General features: G+C 56.4%; 24 protein-coding genes and 1 tRNA gene. 15 read left to right on the top strand and 10 right to left on the bottom strand.

What is annotated here, in order from left to right; all coding sequences use genetic code 11:
- Positions 1–30 precede the first annotated feature (30 nt).
- Positions 31–972, bottom strand: a complete 942-nt coding sequence (locus GBC55_RS04625) for a folate-binding protein YgfZ (protein ID WP_162439459.1) — start codon at positions 970–972, stop codon at positions 31–33.
- 149 nt (positions 973–1,121) lie between these two features.
- On the opposite strand from GBC55_RS04625, the gene GBC55_RS04620 reads away from it, so the two are divergent.
- Entirely contained in the window at positions 1,122–1,376 is a 255-nt protein-coding gene (locus GBC55_RS04620) for a succinate dehydrogenase assembly factor 2 (protein WP_045058777.1), read from the top strand.
- Positions 1,360–1,812, top strand: a complete 453-nt coding sequence (locus GBC55_RS04615) for a protein YgfX (protein ID WP_162439460.1) — start codon at positions 1,360–1,362, stop codon at positions 1,810–1,812. Before GBC55_RS04620 ends, GBC55_RS04615 begins: the two co-directional genes overlap by 17 nt.
- Here GBC55_RS04615 and nadB read toward each other — a convergent pair.
- Positions 1,781–3,397 (bottom strand): L-aspartate oxidase, encoded by a 1,617-nt coding sequence (gene nadB, locus GBC55_RS04610; RefSeq protein WP_162439461.1) that lies wholly within the window; start codon positions 3,395–3,397, stop codon positions 1,781–1,783. The two genes, GBC55_RS04615 and nadB, sit on opposite strands and share 32 nt — an antisense overlap.
- Positions 3,398–3,954: 557 nt before the next feature.
- On the opposite strand from nadB, the gene rpoE reads away from it, so the two are divergent.
- From rpoE to GBC55_RS04590, 4 genes are all read left to right on the top strand, one after another.
- Complete coding sequence (rpoE, locus tag GBC55_RS04605) at positions 3,955–4,536, top strand: RNA polymerase sigma factor RpoE (RefSeq protein ID WP_007944079.1); 582 nt, start codon at positions 3,955–3,957, stop codon at positions 4,534–4,536.
- A 31-nt stretch (positions 4,537–4,567) separates the two neighbouring features.
- Positions 4,568–5,155, top strand: a complete 588-nt coding sequence (locus GBC55_RS04600) for an anti sigma-E factor RseA C-terminal domain-containing protein (protein WP_162439462.1) — start codon at positions 4,568–4,570, stop codon at positions 5,153–5,155.
- An 8-nt stretch (positions 5,156–5,163) separates the two neighbouring features.
- Positions 5,164–6,120: a MucB/RseB C-terminal domain-containing protein gene (locus GBC55_RS04595; RefSeq protein ID WP_162439463.1), complete on the top strand. Its 957-nt coding sequence runs from the start codon at positions 5,164–5,166 to the stop codon at positions 6,118–6,120.
- 181 nt (positions 6,121–6,301) lie between these two features.
- Complete coding sequence (locus tag GBC55_RS04590) at positions 6,302–7,735, top strand: DegQ family serine endoprotease (protein ID WP_162439464.1); 1,434 nt, start codon at positions 6,302–6,304, stop codon at positions 7,733–7,735.
- 85 nt (positions 7,736–7,820) lie between these two features.
- On the opposite strand, the gene GBC55_RS04585 is transcribed toward GBC55_RS04590, so the two are convergent.
- Entirely contained in the window at positions 7,821–9,254 is a 1,434-nt protein-coding gene (locus GBC55_RS04585; protein ID WP_162439465.1) for a M48 family metalloprotease, read from the bottom strand.
- Between the two features lie 98 nt (positions 9,255–9,352).
- Between GBC55_RS04585 and GBC55_RS04580 the strand changes: the two genes are divergently transcribed.
- Together GBC55_RS04580 and GBC55_RS04575 are read left to right on the top strand one after the other, a co-directional pair.
- Positions 9,353–9,592 carry a sulfurtransferase TusA family protein gene (locus GBC55_RS04580; RefSeq protein ID WP_028621876.1) on the top strand — a complete coding sequence of 80 codons (240 nt, stop codon included), beginning with the start codon at positions 9,353–9,355 and terminating at the stop codon, positions 9,590–9,592.
- 31 nt (positions 9,593–9,623) lie between these two features.
- Complete coding sequence (locus GBC55_RS04575) at positions 9,624–10,694, top strand: AI-2E family transporter (RefSeq protein WP_162439466.1); 1,071 nt, start codon at positions 9,624–9,626, stop codon at positions 10,692–10,694.
- Between the two features lie 145 nt (positions 10,695–10,839).
- Here the strand turns inward: GBC55_RS04575 and GBC55_RS04570 are convergent, their stop codons facing one another.
- Both GBC55_RS04570 and GBC55_RS04565 read right to left on the bottom strand, forming a co-directional pair.
- Positions 10,840–11,313, bottom strand: a complete 474-nt coding sequence (locus GBC55_RS04570) for a peroxiredoxin (RefSeq protein ID WP_162439467.1) — start codon at positions 11,311–11,313, stop codon at positions 10,840–10,842.
- A gap of 11 nt (positions 11,314–11,324) precedes the next feature.
- Entirely contained in the window at positions 11,325–11,885 is a 561-nt protein-coding gene (locus GBC55_RS04565) for a glycine cleavage system protein R (RefSeq protein WP_162439468.1), read from the bottom strand.
- Between the two features lie 328 nt (positions 11,886–12,213).
- Between GBC55_RS04565 and dapA the strand changes: the two genes are divergently transcribed.
- The 7 genes from dapA to GBC55_RS04530 all read left to right on the top strand — a co-directional run bounded on the left by dapA (position 12,214) and on the right by GBC55_RS04530 (position 17,106).
- Positions 12,214–13,092 (top strand): 4-hydroxy-tetrahydrodipicolinate synthase, encoded by an 879-nt coding sequence (gene dapA, locus GBC55_RS04560; protein WP_162439469.1) that lies wholly within the window; start codon positions 12,214–12,216, stop codon positions 13,090–13,092.
- A 17-nt stretch (positions 13,093–13,109) separates the two neighbouring features.
- On the top strand, positions 13,110–14,225 hold the full coding sequence (bamC, locus tag GBC55_RS04555; protein WP_162439470.1) for an outer membrane protein assembly factor BamC: 1,116 nt from the start codon (positions 13,110–13,112) through the stop codon (positions 14,223–14,225).
- Between the two features lie 4 nt (positions 14,226–14,229).
- Entirely contained in the window at positions 14,230–14,988 is a 759-nt protein-coding gene (locus GBC55_RS04550; protein ID WP_008153089.1) for an MBL fold metallo-hydrolase, read from the top strand.
- Between the two features lie 28 nt (positions 14,989–15,016).
- A complete protein-coding gene (gene purC, locus GBC55_RS04545; RefSeq protein ID WP_092271820.1) occupies positions 15,017–15,730 on the top strand; it encodes a phosphoribosylaminoimidazolesuccinocarboxamide synthase in 714 nt (237 codons plus the stop codon).
- A gap of 83 nt (positions 15,731–15,813) precedes the next feature.
- A tRNA-Ser gene (locus GBC55_RS04540) sits at positions 15,814–15,903 on the top strand.
- Between the two features lie 183 nt (positions 15,904–16,086).
- Entirely contained in the window at positions 16,087–16,704 is a 618-nt protein-coding gene (locus tag GBC55_RS04535; RefSeq protein ID WP_162439471.1) for a hypothetical protein, read from the top strand.
- 210 nt (positions 16,705–16,914) lie between these two features.
- A complete protein-coding gene (locus GBC55_RS04530) occupies positions 16,915–17,106 on the top strand; it encodes a DUF1508 domain-containing protein (protein WP_162439472.1) in 192 nt (63 codons plus the stop codon).
- Positions 17,107–17,159: 53 nt separating this feature from the next.
- Here GBC55_RS04530 and GBC55_RS04525 read toward each other — a convergent pair whose 3' ends face one another.
- The 5 genes from GBC55_RS04525 to GBC55_RS04505 all read right to left on the bottom strand — a co-directional run bounded on the left by GBC55_RS04525 (position 17,160) and on the right by GBC55_RS04505 (position 20,367).
- Positions 17,160–17,366 (bottom strand): hypothetical protein, encoded by a 207-nt coding sequence (locus tag GBC55_RS04525; protein WP_162439473.1) that lies wholly within the window; start codon positions 17,364–17,366, stop codon positions 17,160–17,162.
- A gap of 349 nt (positions 17,367–17,715) precedes the next feature.
- Positions 17,716–18,093 (bottom strand): hypothetical protein, encoded by a 378-nt coding sequence (locus tag GBC55_RS04520; RefSeq protein ID WP_162439474.1) that lies wholly within the window; start codon positions 18,091–18,093, stop codon positions 17,716–17,718.
- Positions 18,090–19,064, bottom strand: coding sequence for a hypothetical protein (locus GBC55_RS04515; protein ID WP_162439475.1), 975 nt, complete (start codon positions 19,062–19,064; stop codon positions 18,090–18,092). Before GBC55_RS04515 ends, GBC55_RS04520 begins: the two co-directional genes overlap by 4 nt.
- Positions 19,065–19,075: 11 nt before the next feature.
- On the bottom strand, positions 19,076–19,564 hold the full coding sequence (locus GBC55_RS04510; RefSeq protein WP_162439476.1) for a type VI secretion system tube protein Hcp: 489 nt from the start codon (positions 19,562–19,564) through the stop codon (positions 19,076–19,078).
- 203 nt (positions 19,565–19,767) lie between these two features.
- Positions 19,768–20,367 carry a cupin domain-containing protein gene (locus GBC55_RS04505; RefSeq protein WP_162439485.1) on the bottom strand — a complete coding sequence of 200 codons (600 nt, stop codon included), beginning with the start codon at positions 20,365–20,367 and terminating at the stop codon, positions 19,768–19,770.
- Between the last annotated feature and the right edge of the window lie 31 nt (positions 20,368–20,398).

Here is a 20,398-nt window from a genome sequence, read left to right as displayed (position 1 = left end):
TTTCCAGGGGGATTGCGACAGGTGCTGCCTTCAACGCTGGATTTCGCGGTCGCGGTCCAGTTCATAAGGCAGGTCGAGCAGTTGCAAGGCAGGCCCTTCGAGCGCGCCCAGGTGGATATCGCCACCTTCTGCTGCTTCGGCTTGCAACACCGCCAGGAGTTCAATGTTTTGCTCGGTGCGCGCAGCAATGACCACTTCGCCGATGGAGCTGGCGTGGGTCGGCGAGAAAAGTTGTGCGCCGGGTTCGGGTAGTTCACTGGCATCCAGCTGCAAGCGGTACAGACGGCGCTTGAGTTTGCCGAGGTATTGCATGCGCGCAACGATTTCCTGGCCGGTGTAGCAGCCTTTCTTGAAGCTGACGGCGCCGACGGCTTGCAGGTTGAGCATTTGCGGGATGAACAGCTCGCGGGTAGCAGGCATGACCTGGCCGATCCCGGCGCGGATCTGTCCGAGCAGCCATTGATTGAGATCGCGTTCGGGCAAAACGGCGGACAGCTTGCCTTTGATGTCATCAGCTATATCGACGGCGACCCAGAGCTCAGCGCGGTTCGGCGAAACACGGATGGCGATCAGGCCGTCGTTACGGACGACGCTGTCGGTTTCCGCCGGCAAGGCGAGGCCCAGACCGGTCAGCGCGTCATCGCCATGATCAACACCGAAACGAACCCAGGCGTGGCTTTCATCGGTCAGCTTTGATTTGGAAAACACCGCATATTTTTTCAGGTCCGCCAGTTGCGGCTCCAACAGCTCTGTCGCCATCGCCAGTAGAACGCCGTCACCTTCGAGCAGGATGCGGAAGCTCGACTGCATGCGGCCTTTCTGGGTACAGCGGGCGCCGAGGCTGGCTTGGGTGTCACTCAGGTAATTGAGGTTGCAGGTCAATTGGCCTTGCAGGAATTTGCTGGCGTCCGCGCCTCGAACCGCGAGAACGCCTTCGTGGGACAGGGTGCAGAAAAAAGCGGAATCGGCCATGGGTCATCGCAGGGTAAAGAGTCTGGGGGACATCATAAGGGCGCGCTCTTGAAATGGGTAGTTCACAAAAGCGGCGTATTGACCGACCAAAGCCGACTGTTCGCCCGGACAGGGGGCTGTATACTTGCGGCCTATTTGAGGAGCGCTCCATGGTCGAAAATGTTGAACTGAATCGCCTCTACTGGCACAGCCGCCGCGGCATGCTTGAACTTGACGTGTTGCTGGTGCCCTTCGTAAAGGAAGTTTATCCGCACTTGAACCAGGTTGATCGCGACTGCTACGTCAGGCTGCTGGAGTGTGAAGATCAGGACATGTTTGGCTGGTTCATGGAGCGGGCCGAATCGGAAGATCCGGAGCTTCAGCGCATGGTTCGCATGATTCTGGATCGTGTCCAGCCCAAGTAATTCGTTTGAATGCCGCTGGCATGCCTCACGGCAGTTGCTGGCGGCTTATCTGATCGCCCAGCTGCTCGCGCTGGTTTCGCTATTCCCGCTTTTAATTCCCCTCTGGGCAAGTCTGCTCGGCGCTTTTGCCTGTCTGATACATGGCGCATGGGTGCTGCCTCGGCAAATTCTGCTCAGTCATCCCCAGGCTTTTCGCGGTTTGCGGCGTGACGCCGACGGCTGGCAGTTATGGAATCAAGCGGCGGGTTGGCAGTCGGTACAGCTACGGCCGGACAGCCTGGCATTGCCATTGATAGTGGTGCTGCGTTTTCGCCTGAGGGGGGAGCGGCGCGTGCGGTCGGTCTGTGTGCCCCGGGATTCGCAGGCGGCGGATGTGCACCGACGCCTGCGGGTTCGGCTCAAGTTCAGTCGGCGTAGGTGGGCGGCACCAGAATAGTGTCCAGGGCGACCGGCAGCATGTTCGGGTAGTCGAGCGTGTAATGCAGGCCGCGGCTTTCCTTGCGTTCCATCGCCGAGCAGATCATCAGCTCGGCCACTTGGGCGAGGTTGCGCAGTTCGATCAAATCCCGGCTGACCTTGTAGTTGCTGTAGAACTCGTCGATTTCATCGAGCAGCAGGCGCACGCGGTGTTGCGCTCGCTGCAAGCGTTTATTCGTGCGCACGATGCCGACGTAGTCCCACATGAACCGCCGTAATTCATCCCAGTTGTGCGCAATGATCACGTCTTCATCGGAGTCGGTGACCTGGCTCGCATCCCAGACGGGCAGGGCGATCGGGATCGATACGGCGGGCAGCTGTTCAAGAATGTCTGCCGCAGCCGACCGCGCGTACACAAAACACTCCAGCAACGAATTGCTGGCCATGCGGTTGGCGCCGTGCAGGCCGGTAAAGCTGGTTTCGCCGATGGCGTACAGGCCGGGTACGTCGGTGCGGCCGTTTTGATCGACCATCACGCCGCCGCAGGTGTAGTGCGCGGCCGGCACCACTGGAATCGGCTGTTTGGTAATGTCGATGGAAAATTCGAGGCAGCGTTCATAGACCGTCGGGAAGTGCGTCTTGATGAACGACTCGGGCTTGTGACTGATGTCCAGGTAGACGCAGTCAACACCCAAACGCTTCATTTCATGGTCGATGGCCCGGGCGACGATGTCCCGCGGTGCCAGCTCGCCTCGGGGGTCGAAGCGGTGCATGAAGCGTTCGCCATTAGGGAGTTTCAGGTGCGCACCTTCACCGCGAAGGGCTTCGGTGATCAGGAAACTCTTGGCTTGAGGGTGATACAGGCAGGTGGGGTGGAACTGGTTGAATTCCAGGTTCGCCACCCGGCAGCCGGAACGCCAGGCCATGGCAATACCGTCGCCGCAGGCACCGTCGGGGTTGCTGGTATAGAGGTAGACCTTGGCAGCGCCGCCCGACGCGAGAATCACAAAGCGGGCGCCGTAGGTATCGACTTCGCCAGTGCTGCGATTGAGGACATAGGCGCCGAGGCAGCGATCGCCTTCCAGGCCCAGACGTTTCTCGGTGATCAGGTCGACTGCAACCCGCTGCTCCAGCAGTTCGATGTTGGGTCGTTGCCTGGCTTTATCGAGCAAGGTTCTGAAAATTGCGGCGCCGGTGGCATCGGCTGCATGGATGATGCGTCGATGACTGTGCCCGCCTTCGCGAGTCAGGTGGAATTCGAATCCACCGTCTTCGGTACCGGATTGTTCGTCACGGGTAAAGGGTACGCCTTGGTCGATCAGCCACTGAATGGCTTCTTTGCTGTGCTCGACGGTAAAGCGTACGGCGTCTTCGTGACACAGGCCACCACCGGCATTGAGCGTGTCGTCGACGTGAGACTCAACGGTGTCGGTGTCATCCAGGACGGCAGCGACACCTCCCTGGGCCCAGAACGTCGAGCCATTGGCGAGGTCGCCTTTGCTCAGAACGGCGATGCGCAGATGACCGGGCAAGGTCAGCGCAAGGCTCAAACCGGCAGCGCCGCTGCCAATTACCAGAACATCGTGTTGAAACTGTTGGCTCATTTCAGGATTCCGCTCAATGCGACCCGGGTCGGGGTTGGCGCAAAACTCCCGCAACGGCGAGTCAAGGCAGCCACACAGCCCACTAGTATATAGAGAGGGGGAGCGGCACAATAGCCGAGCCTATATGGCATTGTGAAACTACTGTGACGGAATTTATCGGACGCTTCGTCGGATGTTTTTTTGGCCGGTTCGGCGACAACAGGACTGTATCGTGGATTTAACAGTCTTTTTCTGTTCATATCCGCACAATGTCGGTTCGCACGGCTATAAATATTTGGAACTTTTGCCAAAGGGCCAAGATCAATAGACCGTTGCCCGAATCAAGGGACAGTGTCGGCTTCAACGCGGGATCTGTGGCTGGATCCTTGCCGACGAATCCGATGAAAAGACTATTCGCGCAGCCGGGCTAGCCCGCGCTGCGCTTTTCGTGCGTGCCAAATCAGAGCCCGCAGGAAACTTGCCTGGAGGGGAGAACTTTTGCGAAAAGCCCGAGTCTATGTTTGCAAGTCTGGTCGTTTAGTTATGCAAGCCTCCTCCGAGCTTATCGAGGAGTGTTCATGCTAACCCAGGAAGAGGATCAGCAGCTGGTCGAGCGCGTTCAACGCGGCGACAAGCGCGCTTTCGATCTGTTAGTGCTGAAGTACCAGCACAAAATTCTCGGGTTGATCGTGCGTTTCGTGCACGACACCCATGAAGCCCAGGATGTGGCACAGGAAGCCTTTATCAAGGCTTACCGCGCACTTGGAAATTTTCGCGGAGACAGCGCGTTTTACACGTGGCTTTACCGCATCGCCATCAACACGGCGAAGAACTATCTGGTTTCACGCGGCCGCCGGCCGCCGGATAGCGATGTAAGTTCCGAGGATGCAGAGTTCTACGATGGCGATCATGGCCTCAAGGATCTCGAGTCACCAGAACGTGCGTTGCTGCGGGATGAGATCGAAGGCACCGTCCATCGAACCATTCAGCAACTTCCAGAAGATTTGCGTACGGCCTTAACTTTACGTGAATTCGATGGTCTGAGTTACGAGGACATTGCGGCAGTCATGCAATGTCCGGTGGGTACCGTGCGCTCCCGGATTTTCCGCGCTCGGGAAGCCATCGATAAAGCCCTGCAGCCGTTGTTGCAGGAAAACTAAAGACAGCGGCGATAGCCAAGAGAGGAACGCCATGAGTCGTGAAGCCCTGCAGGAATCGCTGTCCGCAGTGATGGATAACGAAGCGGACGAACTGGAATTGCGTCGGGTATTAAATGCCTTCGACGATGTTGAGACCCGTGAAACCTGGGCTCGTTATCAAATCGCTCGGGCAGTCATGCACAAGGACCTGCTGCTTCCACGCCTGGATATCGCGGCGGCCGTCTCGGCAGCTCTGGCTGACGAAACCGTACCGGTAAAAGCAACCCGCGGTCCTTGGCGTAGCCTGGGTCGCCTGGCAGTTGCTGCGTCCGTTACCGTTGCCGTTTTGGCCGGTGTTCGCCTGTACAACCAGGACGAAATTGCCGGTGTCGAACTGGCTCAGCAGTCCAACCAGCCGACGTTGGCCGTTCCTCAGGTCAAGGGTCCAGCTGTCTTGGCAGGCTATAGTGAGAGTTCGGAAGCAACTGGCCCAATGGCCAATGGCGTGCTGCAAGGTCAGCCAGGCTGGCACGATCAGCGTCTGCCAAGCTATCTGCGCCAACACGCTCAACAGGCTGCATTGAAAGGCACTGAAAGTGCACTGCCGTATGCTCGTGCAGCAAGCCTGGAAAACCGTTAAGGAGGATCATGCGCGCCATACCTCTACTTTCGCTTCTGCTCAGTGGCTGGTTCGTTGTTCCAGTCCATGCCGATGAAGCCCAGGACTGGTTGACCCGCCTGGGCCAAGCTGAGCAACAGCAAAGCTTTTACGGTACTTTCGTTTACGAGCGTAACGGTAGTTTTTCTACCCACAACATCTGGCATCGCGTCCAGGATGGCAAGGTCCGCGAGCGTTTACTACAGCTCGACGGTTCGGCTCAGGAAGTCGTGCGCATTGATGGACATACTCAATGTGTCAGCGGCACCCTGATTGCGGGGCTTGGGGATTCTCCCAATTCCACTGCGCGTGCACTCGATCCTCAAAAGCTAAAGAATTGGTATGACCTTGCCGTCATCGGCAAATCGCGTGTGGCTGGGCGTCCGGCAGTGATCGTTTCACTGACGCCGCGTGATCAGCATCGATATGGTTTTGAACTGCATCTGGATAAAGAAACCGGCCTGCCGCTTAAATCGTTGTTGTTGAACGACAAGGGCCAGTTGCTGGAGCGTTTCCAGTTCACTCAGCTGAACACTGCAGATGTCCCCTCTGACAGCGACTTGAGGGCGGGGGCTGATTGCAAGACCGTTAATCTGGACAGTGACAAGGCTTCGGCTGCCAAAGTGACCCAATCCTGGCATTCGGACTGGTTGCCTCCGGGCTTCGAATTGACAAGTAGCAGTGCCCGCAAAGATCCTGAGACCAAAACCCAGGTCAACAGCTTGCTGTACGACGACGGTCTTGCTCGTTTCTCGGTGTTTCTCGAGCCGTTGAACGGTGCAACTGTCACCGATACGCGCACCCAGCTGGGGCCGACCGTTGCCGTTTCTCGGCGCTTGACCACCCCTCAAGGCGAAATGATGGTGACCGTCGTCGGTGAAATTCCAATCGGCACCGCAGAACGGATCGCGCTGTCCATGCGCACCGACGCCACTGCAACCAAGTAGTGAGCCGATATCGAAATGTTTGGTGAGCATTTCTATTTGCAAATACCCCCAAAGTTTTTTATAGGTCAGGGCCTCTCGGCTCTGGCCTTGTTTGTTGTTCCCGGAACAAAGATACCGGCGTATCGTTCCCGGTGTTCCTTGCTCCATATCGCTTAACCATGCTCGTCGTAACGGGAGCCGTATGTCGATACCACGCTTGAAGTCTTACCTTTCCATCTTCGCTACCGTGCTGGTGCTCGGTCAGGCGGTTGCTGTCCAGGCGGTCGAATTGCCTGACTTCACGCAACTGGTCGAGCAAGCCTCGCCCGCCGTTGTGAACATCAGTACCACGCAGAAACTGCCGGACCGTAAAGTGTCCAGCGAGGATATGCCCGACCTTGAAGGCTTGCCGCCGATGTTGCGCGAGTTCTTTGAGCGCGGTATGCCTCAACCCCGCACGCCGCGTTCACCACGGGGTGATCGCCAGCAAGCCCAATCCCTGGGGTCTGGTTTCATCATCTCGTCTGATGGCTACATCCTCACCAACAACCACGTGATTGCCGATGCCGACGAAATTCTCGTTCGTCTTGCCGACCGCAGTGAATTGAAGGCCAAGCTGATCGGCACCGATCCACGTTCTGACGTGGCGCTGCTGAAAATCGAAGGTAAGGATCTGCCGGTACTCAAGCTCGGCAAATCCCAGGACCTGAAGGCTGGCCAGTGGGTCGTAGCCATCGGCTCACCTTTCGGTTTTGACCACACGGTGACGCAAGGTATTGTCAGCGCCATCGGTCGTAGCCTGCCGAACGAAAACTACGTGCCGTTCATCCAGACCGACGTGCCGATCAACCCGGGTAACTCGGGTGGCCCGCTCTTCAATCTGAATGGCGAAGTCGTGGGTATCAACTCGCAGATCTACACCCGCTCCGGCGGCTTCATGGGCGTGTCGTTTGCAATCCCGATCGACGTGGCCATGGATGTGTCCAATCAGTTGAAAAACGGTGGCAAAGTCAGCCGTGGCTGGTTGGGTGTAGTGATTCAGGAGGTTAACAAGGACCTGGCCGAGTCGTTCGGTCTTGATAAACCGGCCGGTGCACTGGTCGCGCAGATCCAGGACGATGGCCCGGCTGCCAAGGGTGACTTGCGAGTCGGTGACGTGATCCTCAGCATGAACGGTCAGCCGATCGTCATGTCTGCCGATTTGCCACACCTGGTCGGCGCGTTGAAAGCGGGCTCCAAGGCCAAGCTTGAAGTGATTCGTGACGGTAAGCGTCAGAATGTCGAGCTGACCGTTGGCGCCATTCCGGAAGAAGGCAAAGAGCTGGATGCCTTGCCGAAATCAGGTGTTGAGCGCAGCAGCAATCGCCTGGGTGTTTCGGTGGCCGAGCTGACCGATGAACAGAAGAAGACGTTTGATCTCAAAGGCGGCGTTGTCATCAAGGAAGTCCAGGACGGTCCTGCCTCCCTGATTGGCTTGCAGCCTAATGATGTGATCACTCACCTGAACAATCAGGCGATTGGTTCCACCAAGGAGTTCACTGAGATCGCCAAGGCATTGCCGAAGAATCGCTCGGTGTCGATGCGAGTCTTGCGTCAAGGTCGCGCGAGCTTCATTACCTTCAAACTGGCTGAATAAACCGGTTATTGGCTCAATAAAAAACCGCCTCGAAAGAGGCGGTTTTTTTGTGTCCGGTAATCTCTGAAACCGCTGCTAAATCTGCTCAGCCCATCATGTCCTTGACCATACGTTCTTGCTCCATCAGCTCGCGTTGTCGAGCGTCGATGCGCGACGACAGCGGGAAGTTGCTGCCGGCCTTGCGTTTGGCAAAGTCGAGTTGCTGGATGGCCTGGCGATAGTCACCCACAAGGGCAAAGTACTCGGCGCGAGCCTGGTGAAGGCCGATGATGTTGCCAGATAATCCGCGAGTTTCGGCCACTTGATACCAGACATCCGGATCATCCGGGCGCGATTTAAGCAGGCCTTCAAGGGCTTTTTCAGCATCGGCGGCGCGATTCTGTTTCAGCAACAGGTCGACACGCACCTGGTTCAGCGGATAGTTGCCGGGGTACTGAGTCAGCATGCGGTCAACGCGCGACTGAGCGTCTGCCAGGCGATTATTTGTGATGTCCAGGTCCACCTGCGCCAGGTTGTAGATGATCTCGTTCGGCGCCTTGTCCAGAAGCAGCTTGAGACTCTCGCGCGCTTCATTCAGCTGGCCACCCTTGATCTGGGCGATTGCCAAACCATAGCGGGCTACATCGTTTTTCGGATTTTCATCGAGCTGAGCCCGGAAGCGTTTCGCGCCAAGCCCCGGTGTTTCTTCGTAGATCAATTGAACCCGTGCACGAATGAGCTGGTAACGCAGGGTGTCTTCTATACCGCCGGGCTTGGCCTGTTCGGCACGGTTACGGGTGTCGGCAATCCGCGATTCGGTAACCGGGTGAGTCAGCAGGAATTCTGGTGGTTTGGCGTCGAAGCGGTATTGACGCCCCAAGCGCTCGAACATGCTCGGCATCGAGCGCGGGTCGTACCCGGCTTTTTCCAGATTGAGGATGCCGATGCGGTCGGCTTCCTGTTCGTTCTGGCGAGAGAAGCGCCGTTGCTCCTGAATTGCCGCTGCCTGCGTACCGGCAATCGCTGCGATACCGGCATCGCCGGCGCCTGCCGCAGCAATCACGATCCCGGCCAGCAACGCGGCCATCATCGGCACCTGCATGCGCTGTTGCGCTTCAACACCGCGAGCAAAGTGGCGTTGGGACAAGTGAGCCAATTCGTGAGCGAGTACCGAGGCATATTCGCCTTCGGTCTGAGCATTGAGAAACAAACCGCCGTTGACCCCAACGATCCCACCCGGCGCCGCAAAGGCGTTGAGCTGCGGGCTATTGATCAGGATGAACTCCAGACGCCGGTCATTGACCTGGCTGGTTTCTACCAACCGGTAAACGCTGGATTCGACGTAGTCTTTGAGCTGTGGATCGTTGAGCTGCGAGACCTGGCTGCGCAACAGGGCAAGCCAGGCGCGGCCCAGTTGGTATTCCTGTTGCGGCGAGACGATGGCAGAACTGGCGTCGCCAAGTGACGGCAGGTCGTCGGCGAAGCCCGGGGAGGCGAGCAGGCAAGCGAGCGTCAGCAGGGTAGGGCGCAAAAAAGTCATGCACAAAGCCTTAGTCGACAAAGACCTTACTGTAGCCGGACACTTCGCTTCGGACCAGATATTCTAACCCGCTCAATCGCCTGACCCGGAGTGACGCAATGACCGACGCTGTAGCCCATGATGCCGAACTGGACGCCAGTGGCTTGAATTGCCCGTTACCACTGCTCAAGGCCAAGCTGGAACTCAATCGCATGGCCAGCGGCGCGGTACTCAAGGTGATCGCCACGGACGCGGGTTCACAGCGCGACTTCCGCACCTTTGCTCGTTTGGCCGGTCATACGCTGCTTCGCGAGGAAGATGAAGCAGGTGTATACCGCTACTGGTTGAAAAAAGCCTGAAAACCGCAGCGTTCGTTTCTAAGGATTTTTGATGTTCAAAGTGTTACGCGACTGGATCCAGCGCTATTTTTCCGATGAAGAAGCGGTGGTGTTGGCGGTCCTGCTGTTTCTGGCGTTCACCGCCGTATTGACCCTGGGCGGCATGCTCGCGCCAGTGCTGGCCGGCATGGTGCTGGCGTACCTGATGCAAGGGTTGGTGGTAACCCTCGAACGCTTGCGCGTGCCAGGTGGAGCGGCTGTGGGATTGGTGTTCGCGCTGTTCATGGGTGTGTTGCTGGTGTTCATCGTGGTGGTGTTGCCGTTGCTCTGGCATCAGCTGATCACACTGTTCAACGAGCTTCCGGGCATGCTAGCGAAATGGCAGTCGTTGCTATTGCTGCTGCCGGAGCGCTACCCGCATCTGGTATCCGATGAGCAAGTGCTGCGGGCCATCGAAGTGGCGCGAGGCGAGATCGGCAATTTCGGCCAGTGGGCGCTGACGTTCTCCCTGTCGAGCTTGCCGCTGCTGGTGAACATCATGATCTACCTGGTGCTGGTGCCGATCCTGGTGTTTTTCTTTCTCAAGGACCGGGAAATGATCGGTCAGTGGGTGCGCGGCTATCTGCCTCGCGAGCGAGCGCTCATCACCCGCGTCGCCCATGAAATGAACCGGCAGATCGCCAACTACATTCGCGGCAAGGTCATCGAGATCTTTATTTGTGGTGGCGTGACCTACATCGGCTTCGTTGTTCTGGGACTCAACTATGCGGCGTTGCTGGCGCTGTTGGTGGGTGTGTCGGTGGTCGTGCCGTACGTCGGCGCTGTGGTGGTGACCGTGCCGGTACTGCTGATTGCGCTGTTCCAGTGGGGCTGGAGCGATCAGTTCATCTATTTGATGGCGGTCTACGGAATTATCCAGGTCCTGGACGGCAACGTACTGGTGCCGCTGCTGTTCTCGGAAGCCGTGAACCTGCACCCGGTGGCAATCATTTGCGCGGTGCTGTTGTTCGGCGGGCTGTGGGGATTTTGGGGCGTGTTCTTTGCGATACCGCTCGCGACGCTGTTCAAGGCTGTGCTGGATGCCTGGCCTCGGAAGGAGCCGGTGGTGGCGCCGCTGCTTTAACGGTAAATAAGACTGAGGGCCTCATCGCGAGCAGGTCGAATCGTCGCACCGTGGCTCCCACATTGATTCGCGTCTGAATGACCAACGCGGTCAACAGTGGGAGCAAGGCTTGCCCGCGATGGCGCCCTGATGGACGCCACAAAACTCAGCCCTTGTTCAGCGCCTGAGCTGCCGCCAAAACAGCGTCCACATGCCCCGGCACTTTCACGCCACGCCATTCCTGACGCAGCACGCCGTCCTTGTCGATCAGGAACGTGCTGCGATCAACACCCATGTATTCCTTGCCATACAGCTTCTTCAGCTTGATCACATCGAACAGCTGGCAAAGGGCTTCTTCCTTGTCGCTGATCAGCTCGAAGTTGAACGCTTGCTTGGCCTTGAAGTTTTCATGAGATTTGAGGCTGTCACGGGACACGCCGAACACTTCAGTGTTAGCTGCCTTGAACGCATCAAGCTGATCACGAAAACCTTGACCCTGAGTCGTGCAACCCGGCGTGCTGTCCTTCGGATAGAAGTAGATCACCACCTGCTTGCCTTTGAGACTGGCGAGGCTGACGGTCTGCCCGCTGGTGGCAGGCGCTTCGAAGTCGGCAACCGGTTGGTCGATGGCAACGGCCATGAAAAGCTTCCTTACATTGGGTTTTGTGGGCGCCACGGTTCGATCAGGGCATCCAGGTTCAGCGCGTCGGCAAAATCCAGGAACTGATCGCGCAACCAGCTGATCTGCACGCCGGCAGGCAACGTCACGGTAAACGTGGCATTGAGCATGGTGCCGCCGGTTTGAGGGGCTTGATAGGTGTCGCAGGTCAGGTTTTCCAGCTCGACGTTGTGGTCCATGAAGAACTGGCACAGCTCGTTGATGATGTCCGAGCGATAGGCCGAGCTGACATAAGCGACGTACGGCAGGGCCTGGGGACGATTCTCCAGGGCCGCACTGCGCACCACGTTGACGGTGAAAGCGTGCTTCTTGGCCAGGCTCGGCAGGCTGCCTTCCAGGCGCGCCAGGGCGTCCCAGCTGCCGGAAATCTCGAGGACCAACGCGCTGCATTCGCCATGACGCGTCAGGCGAGAGGTGACCACGGCGCAGCGATTTTCATGGCTGGCGCGGCACAGGACGTTAGTCAGCTCCATAGGGTTGGCGCCGAGGGCACTGATGACAAGGAATTGTTCGCGAACTGTGGGGGTGGACATGCAGCATTCCTAAAGCGATGAGCGGTCGATACTTCGAAGGGCTCTTGTTACCGGAAACGGGCCTGCGGATGCGAATTCAGAAAACCCGAGTGGCAGGTTGCAACGTGCTCCAGTGTGGCAAGAGCGAAGGGTGGCAACGCTGGATCGGGGCTTGTGATGCCGAAAAAGGAGGCTGAAACACGGCGTACGAGCTTATCAGTACCGATCAAAGTCTGAAGGGTAGCGAAAAGCAGCGCCAAGGGGAATGGCAGCAGCGCAGTACTTCGCTTGTACAAGCATCTTGGCGCCAGTACCATTACCGCTCTCTTTTTCCGGCAGGAGCGGTTGCATGATTGCGGGCAGTATGGTGGCACTGGTCACACCCATGGATGCACAGGGTCGTCTCGACTGGGACAGCCTGAGCAAACTGGTGGACTTTCACCTGCAAAACGGCACCCACGCCATCGTGGCGGTCGGTACTACAGGTGAATCGGCCACCCTCGACGTGAACGAGCACATCGAAGTGATTCGCTTCGTGGTGAAGCAGGTTGCGGGGCGCATCCCGGTGATCGCCGGCACAGGTGCCAACTCCACGCGCGAAGCCATCGAGCTGACCAGCAATGCGAAGTCTGCCGGTGCCGATGCTTGCCTGCTGGTGACGCCGTATTACAACAAGCCGACTCAGGAAGGCCTGTACCAGCACTTCAAAGCCATCGCCGAAGCCGTCGACATTCCGCAGATCCTGTACAACGTGCCAGGCCGCACGGCATGCGACATGCTGACCGAGACGGTGATCCGCCTGTCGACCGTGAAAAACATCATCGGTATCAAGGAAGCCACCGGCGACCTGAAGCGTGCCAAAGCCATCATCGACGGCGTGAGCGACGACTTCCTGGTGATTTCGGGTGACGATCCTACGGCTGTCGAGCTGATCCTGCTGGGCGGCAAGGGCAATATTTCCGTTACCGCCAACGTTGCCCCGCGTGACATGGCCGACCTGTGCAACGCCGCCTTGAAAGGCGATGCCGTCACGGCTCGTGCGATTCACGAAAAGCTGATGCCGCTCAATAAAACCCTGTTTATCGAATCCAACCCTATTCCCGTGAAATGGGCACTGCATGAAATGGGCTTGATGCCGGACGGTATCCGTCTGCCGCTCACCTGGCTCAGCACTGCCTGTCACGAACCGCTGCGGCAGGCCATGCGCCAGTCCGGCGTCCTGGTTTAATTGAGGAAGCACTACGCATGAAGCGATTGGCCGGACTTTCCGCACTTGCCTTGATCATCTCCAGCACCAGTGGCTGCGGATGGGTCTGGGGCCCGGAAGGTTATTTCCGTGACCGTGGTAGCGATTACCTCGAAGCGCAACAGACTGCACCGATGCAATTGCCGCCGGATGTCACCACCGCCAAACGTCTGGATCCGCTCTTGCCGATCCCGCGCAACGTGGCAGATGACACCGTCAAAGGTGAATACATCGTTCCTCGTCCGCAACCGCTGACGGCATCGGCTGATGCCAGCGCCTACTCGCTGCAGAAGAGCGGTGATACGCGCTGGATCGTTGCCCAGAACCCACCGGCCGAAGCTTGGCCAGTGGCGGTGCAATTCTTCCAGGACAACGGTTTCCGTCTGGACGAACAGCGCCCGCAAACCGGTGAATTCACCACCACCTGGCAGCACTCCGACGAACTGTCCGCCGCCATGGCCAAGCGCCTGAGCGCCGCCGGTGTCAGCACTGACAGCGAAACCCGCGTGCGGGTGCGCATCGAGCCAGGCGTGCAGCGCAACACCAGTGAAATCTACGTGGTGAGTGCCGAACGTCCTGCTGGCAGCACCGCAGACGTAGACTTCCCTAACCGTTCGGTCAACACCGGGCTGGACGCTGCTCTGGTAGATGACATGCTCGCGAGCATGAGCCGCATTTCCGAGAAGGGCGGCTCCGTCTCCATGCTGGCCTCCCGTGATTTCGATACCCCTAACCGCGTCAGCCTGAGCGAAGACGGTAGCGGCAACCCGGTACTGAACGTGGGTCCTGACCTGGATCGCGCCTGGTCGAGCGTCGGCCGTGCGCTGGAACAGGGCGAATGGCGCGTTGAAGACATCAACCGCAGCCTGGGCCTGTACTACATCAACTTGTCTGAAAAGGCCGAGAAGAAGGACGACAAGCCTGGCTTCTTCAGCAGCCTGTTTGGCAGTGCGCCGAGCAAGGAAGAAGTTGAAGCCCGTGCCGAGCGTTATCAGGTTCGCCTGAGCAAGGTTGGCGAGAACGTCCAGGTCACCGTCGAGAAGAACATCAACACCGTCGCGCCTGCAGAAGTTGCGCGCAAAGTGTTGAGCGTTATTCAGGACAACTTGGGCTGATCACATGCGCTTTGCCGTTCTCGGCAGCGGTAGCCAAGGGAACGGCACGCTGATCGCCAGCGCTGACACGTATGTGCTGGTGGATTGTGGTTTCTCTCTTCGGGAAACCGAAAAACGCCTGTTGCGCCTGGGTGTAAACCCGGCGCAACTGAGCGCGATACTCGTAACCCACGAACATGCCGACCACGTGCATGGCGTGGGTTTACTGTCTCGGCGTTACAATCTGCCTGTCTACCTCAGTCGCGGCACCCTGCGCGGGATGCGCAAACCGATTGAACCTGCGGGCCTTCTGGCTGGCGGCGAGCAACTGCAGATCGGCGCTCTGAGCATCGGCGTCATTGCCGTGGCCCACGATGCACAGGAGCCGACGCAGTACGTCTTCAGCGATGGTGAGCGGCGCTTCGGCCTGTTGACCGACCTGGGCTCGTACTGCAACAAAGTGCTGGACGGCTATCGGGACCTCGATGCGTTGATGATCGAGTCCAACCATTGCCGTGACATGCTGGCTCGCGGTCACTACCCGTACTTTCTCAAGCAGCGGGTAGGCGGGGAGTTGGGACATTTGAACAACCACCAGGCGGCATTCCTGGTGTCCGAGTTGGGCTGGCAAGGCCTGCAACACCTGGTCCTGGCCCATCTGAGCAGCAAGAACAACCTGCCGCAGCTGGCCCGGCAATGTTTTGTCGACACCCTCGGGTGCGATCCGGACTGGCTGCAACTGGCCGATCAAGATTCAGGGCTCGACTGGCGACATATCGCCTAGCCCACCTACTTAGCAAGCGGAGCCCATCATGGAAAAACGTGAAGAACTCTACCGCGGCAAAGCCAAATCGGTTTTCAAGACCGACGACGCTGACCGCTTGATCCTGCTGTTTCGCAACGACACCTCGGCGTTCGATGGCAAGCGCATCGAACAGCTCGACCGCAAAGGCATGGTGAACAACAAGTTCAACGCCTTCATCATGCAGAAACTCGAAGCCGCCGGCGTGCCGACCCAATTCGACAAACTGCTGGGCGATAACGAATGCCTGGTGAAAAAGCTCGACATGATCCCGGTCGAGTGCGTCGTGCGTAACTACGCCGCTGGCAGCCTGGTCAAGCGCCTGGGCGTCGAAGAAGGCATGAAGCTCAACCCTTACACCTTCGAACTGTTTCTGAAGGACGACGCCAAGGGCGACCCGTTCATCAACGAATCCCACGTCGTGGCATTCGGTTGGGGCACCGCCGAGCAACTGGTTCGCATGAAAGAACTGTCGCTCAAGGTCAACGAAGTCCTGAACAAACTGTTCGACGACGCCGGCCTGCTGCTGGTCGACTTCAAACTCGAATTCGGCGTGTTCAGCGACGGCTCCATCGTCCTGGGCGACGAATTCAGCCCGGACGGCTGCCGCCTGTGGGACAAGGCCACCGGCAAGAAAATGGACAAGGACCGCTTCCGTCAGGGCCTCGGTGACGTCATCGAAGCCTACGAAGAAGTCGCCAACCGTCTGGGCGTACCGCTGTAATCGACGCAAGCATCTGATAGCACAGAAATATTTCGCTTAGGGGGTTCGCTTCCGGCAAAAGTGTTGTTATGATGCGCGCCGTTGGAGAGATGCCAGAGTGGCCGAATGGGACGGATTCGAAATCCGTTGTACCTTCACCGGTACCTAGGGTTCGAATCCCTATCTCTCCGCCATTACATAGAAAAAGCCCCGTAGCTGAAAAGTTACGGGGCTTTTTCGTTTTCCGAGGCTGCAGTTCTAATGCGCGCCTACAAATCAAGGATGATGCTAACGCACAGTGCCTGACGCAAAAAATCAGGCAAGCCCCATACTTGAACACTCACAAAGCTCGCGCAATTAACGGAGTAGTTGTCACGATGATTTTGGTTGTTGAAGGTATCAGCGCCAGCGGGAAAACCACTTGGTGCGCCAAGCATGGAGGGCAGCAGGTTGTTCCTGAAAACGGCCGTTTTGAAGATGTGCCGGATCGAAAAAGGGATCCCGTAGGAACTGCCACTTTTTGGGCCGAACGAAACGTGGAGCGCTGGCAAAAGGCGCTCGCCATGGAACACGTTTCTTCGTGGGCTTTGTGTGACAGCGACCCCCTCAAACTCCACTACATTTGGTGTCTTTGGCAGATCGGCGAGGCGAGCGAGCGCGACTGGCAATTTGAGTTGGATGCCACGAGGGAAACGTTCGCACAAGGGCGTATTGGCTTTGCTGACTGTTACATTGTTGGCAGCATCGATCCTCAGCTCGCGCGCGAGCGAGCCAAAGCCGACACCACACGCCGCCGGAGTGGATTCGAGTTACACGTGCGCCTCCAACAAACGCTGTTGACCTGGTACTCAGCGATGGATGCAGTACTTCCCGGCAGAGTGCAATTCGGTTTTCCTGCAGAAATGCCAGCTTTGAAGAACCTTGATGAACGGTACGCGGTGGCAGTCTTTGATCGAATGATCGCATCACTTCCACGACCCGCTGATATCTCCTGACCGTACGAAAAATCAGCGCGTTCCAAAGGAAAGATTCCTCTTCGCGCTTCCTGATTCAGCCACGCTCGTAGCCCTTGTTCTCCCAAGCAATCAATCCTGGTCTCAAGAAACATCCCCTGACACTGAAACCCGCTACCCGGAAAAATCTTCATCTACTCTGGTTTCGCAGATCACACATCTGTCTTCACCAGCAATCGCAAGGAGCGAGCAATGTATTTTGAGATTTACAGGCAAACCCGGGGCACCGAAAAAACTGGCATGGGTCAGTGGCGGTGGCGTTTGAGGGCGGGTAACCACGAAACGATTGCCAGCGGGGAGTCGTATATCAATAAGGCTGACTGCGTGCATGCCATCAACTTGATCATCGGGACTCACGGTCAGACCCCGGTGAAGGAAATCTAGAATCCACAGGGTGAAGCTGCTCGATCAGAGCAGCTTCACTTGGATCTTAAAGCTTACGGCTGCGAGTGACCCAGTTCCTTTTTGATCAGGTCGTAAACCTCTTTGTGGGTGGAGTTATTCAGGGTTTTTTTCTCGCACGCCGACGCGAGGAAAGTTTTGACCTGTTCTTTCGCATGAGGATAAAGCCCCGCCACGTAATCGGCCTCGTGGTTCTGAGTGCAGTTAAAGTACTTGTCGTCTTTCGCCTTGTCTCTAGCCATGATGAAACTCCTTTCGAGTTCAAATAGATGTTAATGCCAGGGCCGTTCAGCCCCAAACGTTTCTGAGCTTAGAGGCAAATATTAGTTATGTCCGGCTATCAGCAAAATCAGGAAGTGGATGTCAGACGAAACTAGCGTTCGCCATAGAGTTAAACAAAAAAAGCTCAGCAACTAAACAAGTTAATGAGCTTTCGTTCCCCGCGATCGTTGCGATTTCCGCGCCTCGTCACAGCTACACTCACTGGCTTCGCCGGGTTAAAACGGGGGTAGACTGGGCCTGGGTGCTGGCGAAAAATAGATCAGTCCCATTTTTGCGCTGGTAATTCACGGCTCCGTCCCTTTTAGTAGTTTATGTAAGGTTTTTTCCAATATACGGAAACGCAAAAAGAGCGATCGCAAATACTATGCCGACGATCCACGGCAGTAAAAGCTTGTTTCTGAGGTTGATCGGCATGTTCGATAACTCATTTGCGTCGATCATCCCGCGTCTCTCAAAAAATTTAGGTGCTAAAAACATCAGAGCTATCGGACCGTATCTGATGACTTTTCCAAAAATTCCAAAACTTTCAAAGCTTTTTCGATTGATCTCTACGAATATGCTTTTTTTTAAGTGGTTTTCTGCTAGTCCAGTTAATTTGTGCGCAGAGATGATGATCCAGATAACTGAAGAGATTTGTCCAGTCATTATAAATATACCGGCAATAACTAACGTTAAGCTGCTGCTCATTGGGAGTACTCATAGATAATATCGCCGATAAACTCTCCGCTTCTGCCGCCATATTCGCCTCCCGCCCAGCCTCCTAAACCTCCGCCAACCAATGCGCAGACGAAAATGCTACCTCCGAATGTGACGGGACTAAATGCAACGGCGCAACCAGAAATAGCCAATGCGCTTCCGACTGTGCCACCAAGCATTCCAAGACCAATACCTGTCGCCAACTTACCCCCCTCCGTATATTTGGCCTTTCGGCACTCTTGTTCTCGTCCGCTGGAGCAAGCTGCGTAGATTGAAGTTCCAGCCGCTGCGACGTTTAACCCAATCCCCAGGTATGTGCCATTTTTTATCAGGCTGGAAGCTTTCGCCACACCGCTGATGGTGTCCGCGTAACCCGCGATGATTCCCTTATGTAAAAAGCTCTTGGTCGAGATCCCAAGCATATTTTTGATCGGACCTTGGTTCCGCATCCCTGAACCATAGCCCCCAAAACTTTTCAGTTGGCTGTCGAGTTTGTCAAACAGCACCCTGCGCCTTGAGTAGAAATCATCTCGACTTTGTTTTGTGCGACTTCTCAGGTGATCTTTATGCGCTGCTTCAATATCGAGCAGGGTGCTCTGGATGCCCTCAAGGTGTTTGCTCCATGCACCACCTACCGTACCAATACCAAGTGAAGAGTAGCCGAGAATTTTAGTCAAAAATTGGTGGTTTTCAATTAAGAAGCCATCACTCTGCATTCCGTTTGTCATTAGTGCGATATGAGACTCAGAAGCTTTTCGCATATAAAAAGCTTCTTCAGTGGTACAAGACGGGGTCGAGTTATCCCCAATAATTACAATCTCACCCGGCAATACCACGGTATTGAAGATGTGCGCGTTCAGAATATCGAATTTCGCGCGTGTATATTTGTCAAGCTGTAGATTCGATTTCAAATACGAATAGGGTTGCACTCGTGGATTGATAAAGCTGTAAACCTCAGACATAAATTAACGCCTCAGGAATATTTTCTGTTATTGATTCGGTCCCAACCACCTGCGACGTTACCTCCCCCAGCGCCATCCGCTCGTTTTTGCTGAGTGTAAGTCGTTTTGATACGCCCATAGTTCAAGCTGATCGTTTCGGTTGGGACGCCATCGTTCGCAACTTGCGAGTAATTTGAAATAATCACTTCTTCAAGTGTGATCTCAAAATATTTTAATTTATCTCCGCCCGCCCTGTGTAGGGACAAAACTACTTCTTTAAGGTGCTCGCCTGCACAGCTGGCTTCGATCAGCTTGCAGCTGGATTTGTCCAGAAGCTTGGTAATGGTTAAATCGGTGACGGTCGTTCTACCTGAGGAAGCCCCTCCCGCAGAGCTTGCGGTAGCCGAAGTGCTCTGATGGGTGCCAAAGCTGTAACCTGTAGTTTCTATCCAGTCCTTATGCTGCTCATCCAGAGCTTCACCGGGAATCCCCTCTATCTTCAGGTACGCGTCAAATGCCATTTCCTTTTGTCCTTGTCGTGATAATTATTTAACAGTGAATCATTAGGATCTCGTGGGCTATCGCAGATCTTAAGTGTTAAATAAACTCCCGCCAGTAGTTCGGAAAAATCAGGAAGTGACTGTAGGAAAAAACTTCGTTCCCCCATCTAAAAAAAGCCCCGAAACTAACAAAGCTTCGAGGCCTCTCCATTGCATCCACCGCTTCAAAACGTAGGCGGCGTAATCACCCAAATCACCACCGCATCCACCTCCCCAGGATTGCCGTACCGATGGGGCTCCTGACTGGAAAAACTGAAACTATCTCCCTCACTTAACTGAAAATGCCGTTCCCCCACCCACAACTCAAAAATCCCCGACAGCAAATACCCAGCTTCTTCACCTTCATGGCTGTAACTTTGCTGGCTGTAAGTGCCGGGCGGAAAACGTGAGTGCAGCATCTCCAATTGCCGGTTCGGTTGCGGCGTCAGTAACTGATCAACAATCCCGTCTTCGTAATGCACGCTCATTCGCGTGTTCTTGCGCACCACGACGCCGTTGTCCTCGGGTGCGGTGTTGGCCTCGCTGGCGAAGAACCACTGGATGGTCACGCCCAGGCTGCGGGCAATGTTGAACAGGGCAGGGATGGAGGGGTACGCCAGATTGCGTTCAAGCTGGCTGATGTACCCCGCCGTCAGTTCGCTCATCTGCGCCAGTTCGGCCAGGGTCATGCCCCGGCGTTTGCGCAGGCCGCGAATGCGCGTACCCAGGAACTGCGGCTCTGCCGGGGAGCTGTCCTGTGTGGGCGCGCTGCGGGCAGGCGGCATCTTGCTGCTGTTGCTCATGGCGTGCTCCGAA

The organism is Pseudomonas sp. TNT3, assembly GCF_010095445.2.
GTDB lineage: Bacteria > Pseudomonadota > Gammaproteobacteria > Pseudomonadales > Pseudomonadaceae > Aquipseudomonas.
Note: the sequence above shows the minus strand (reverse complement) of the source record. Positions and strands in the feature narration are given on the sequence as shown.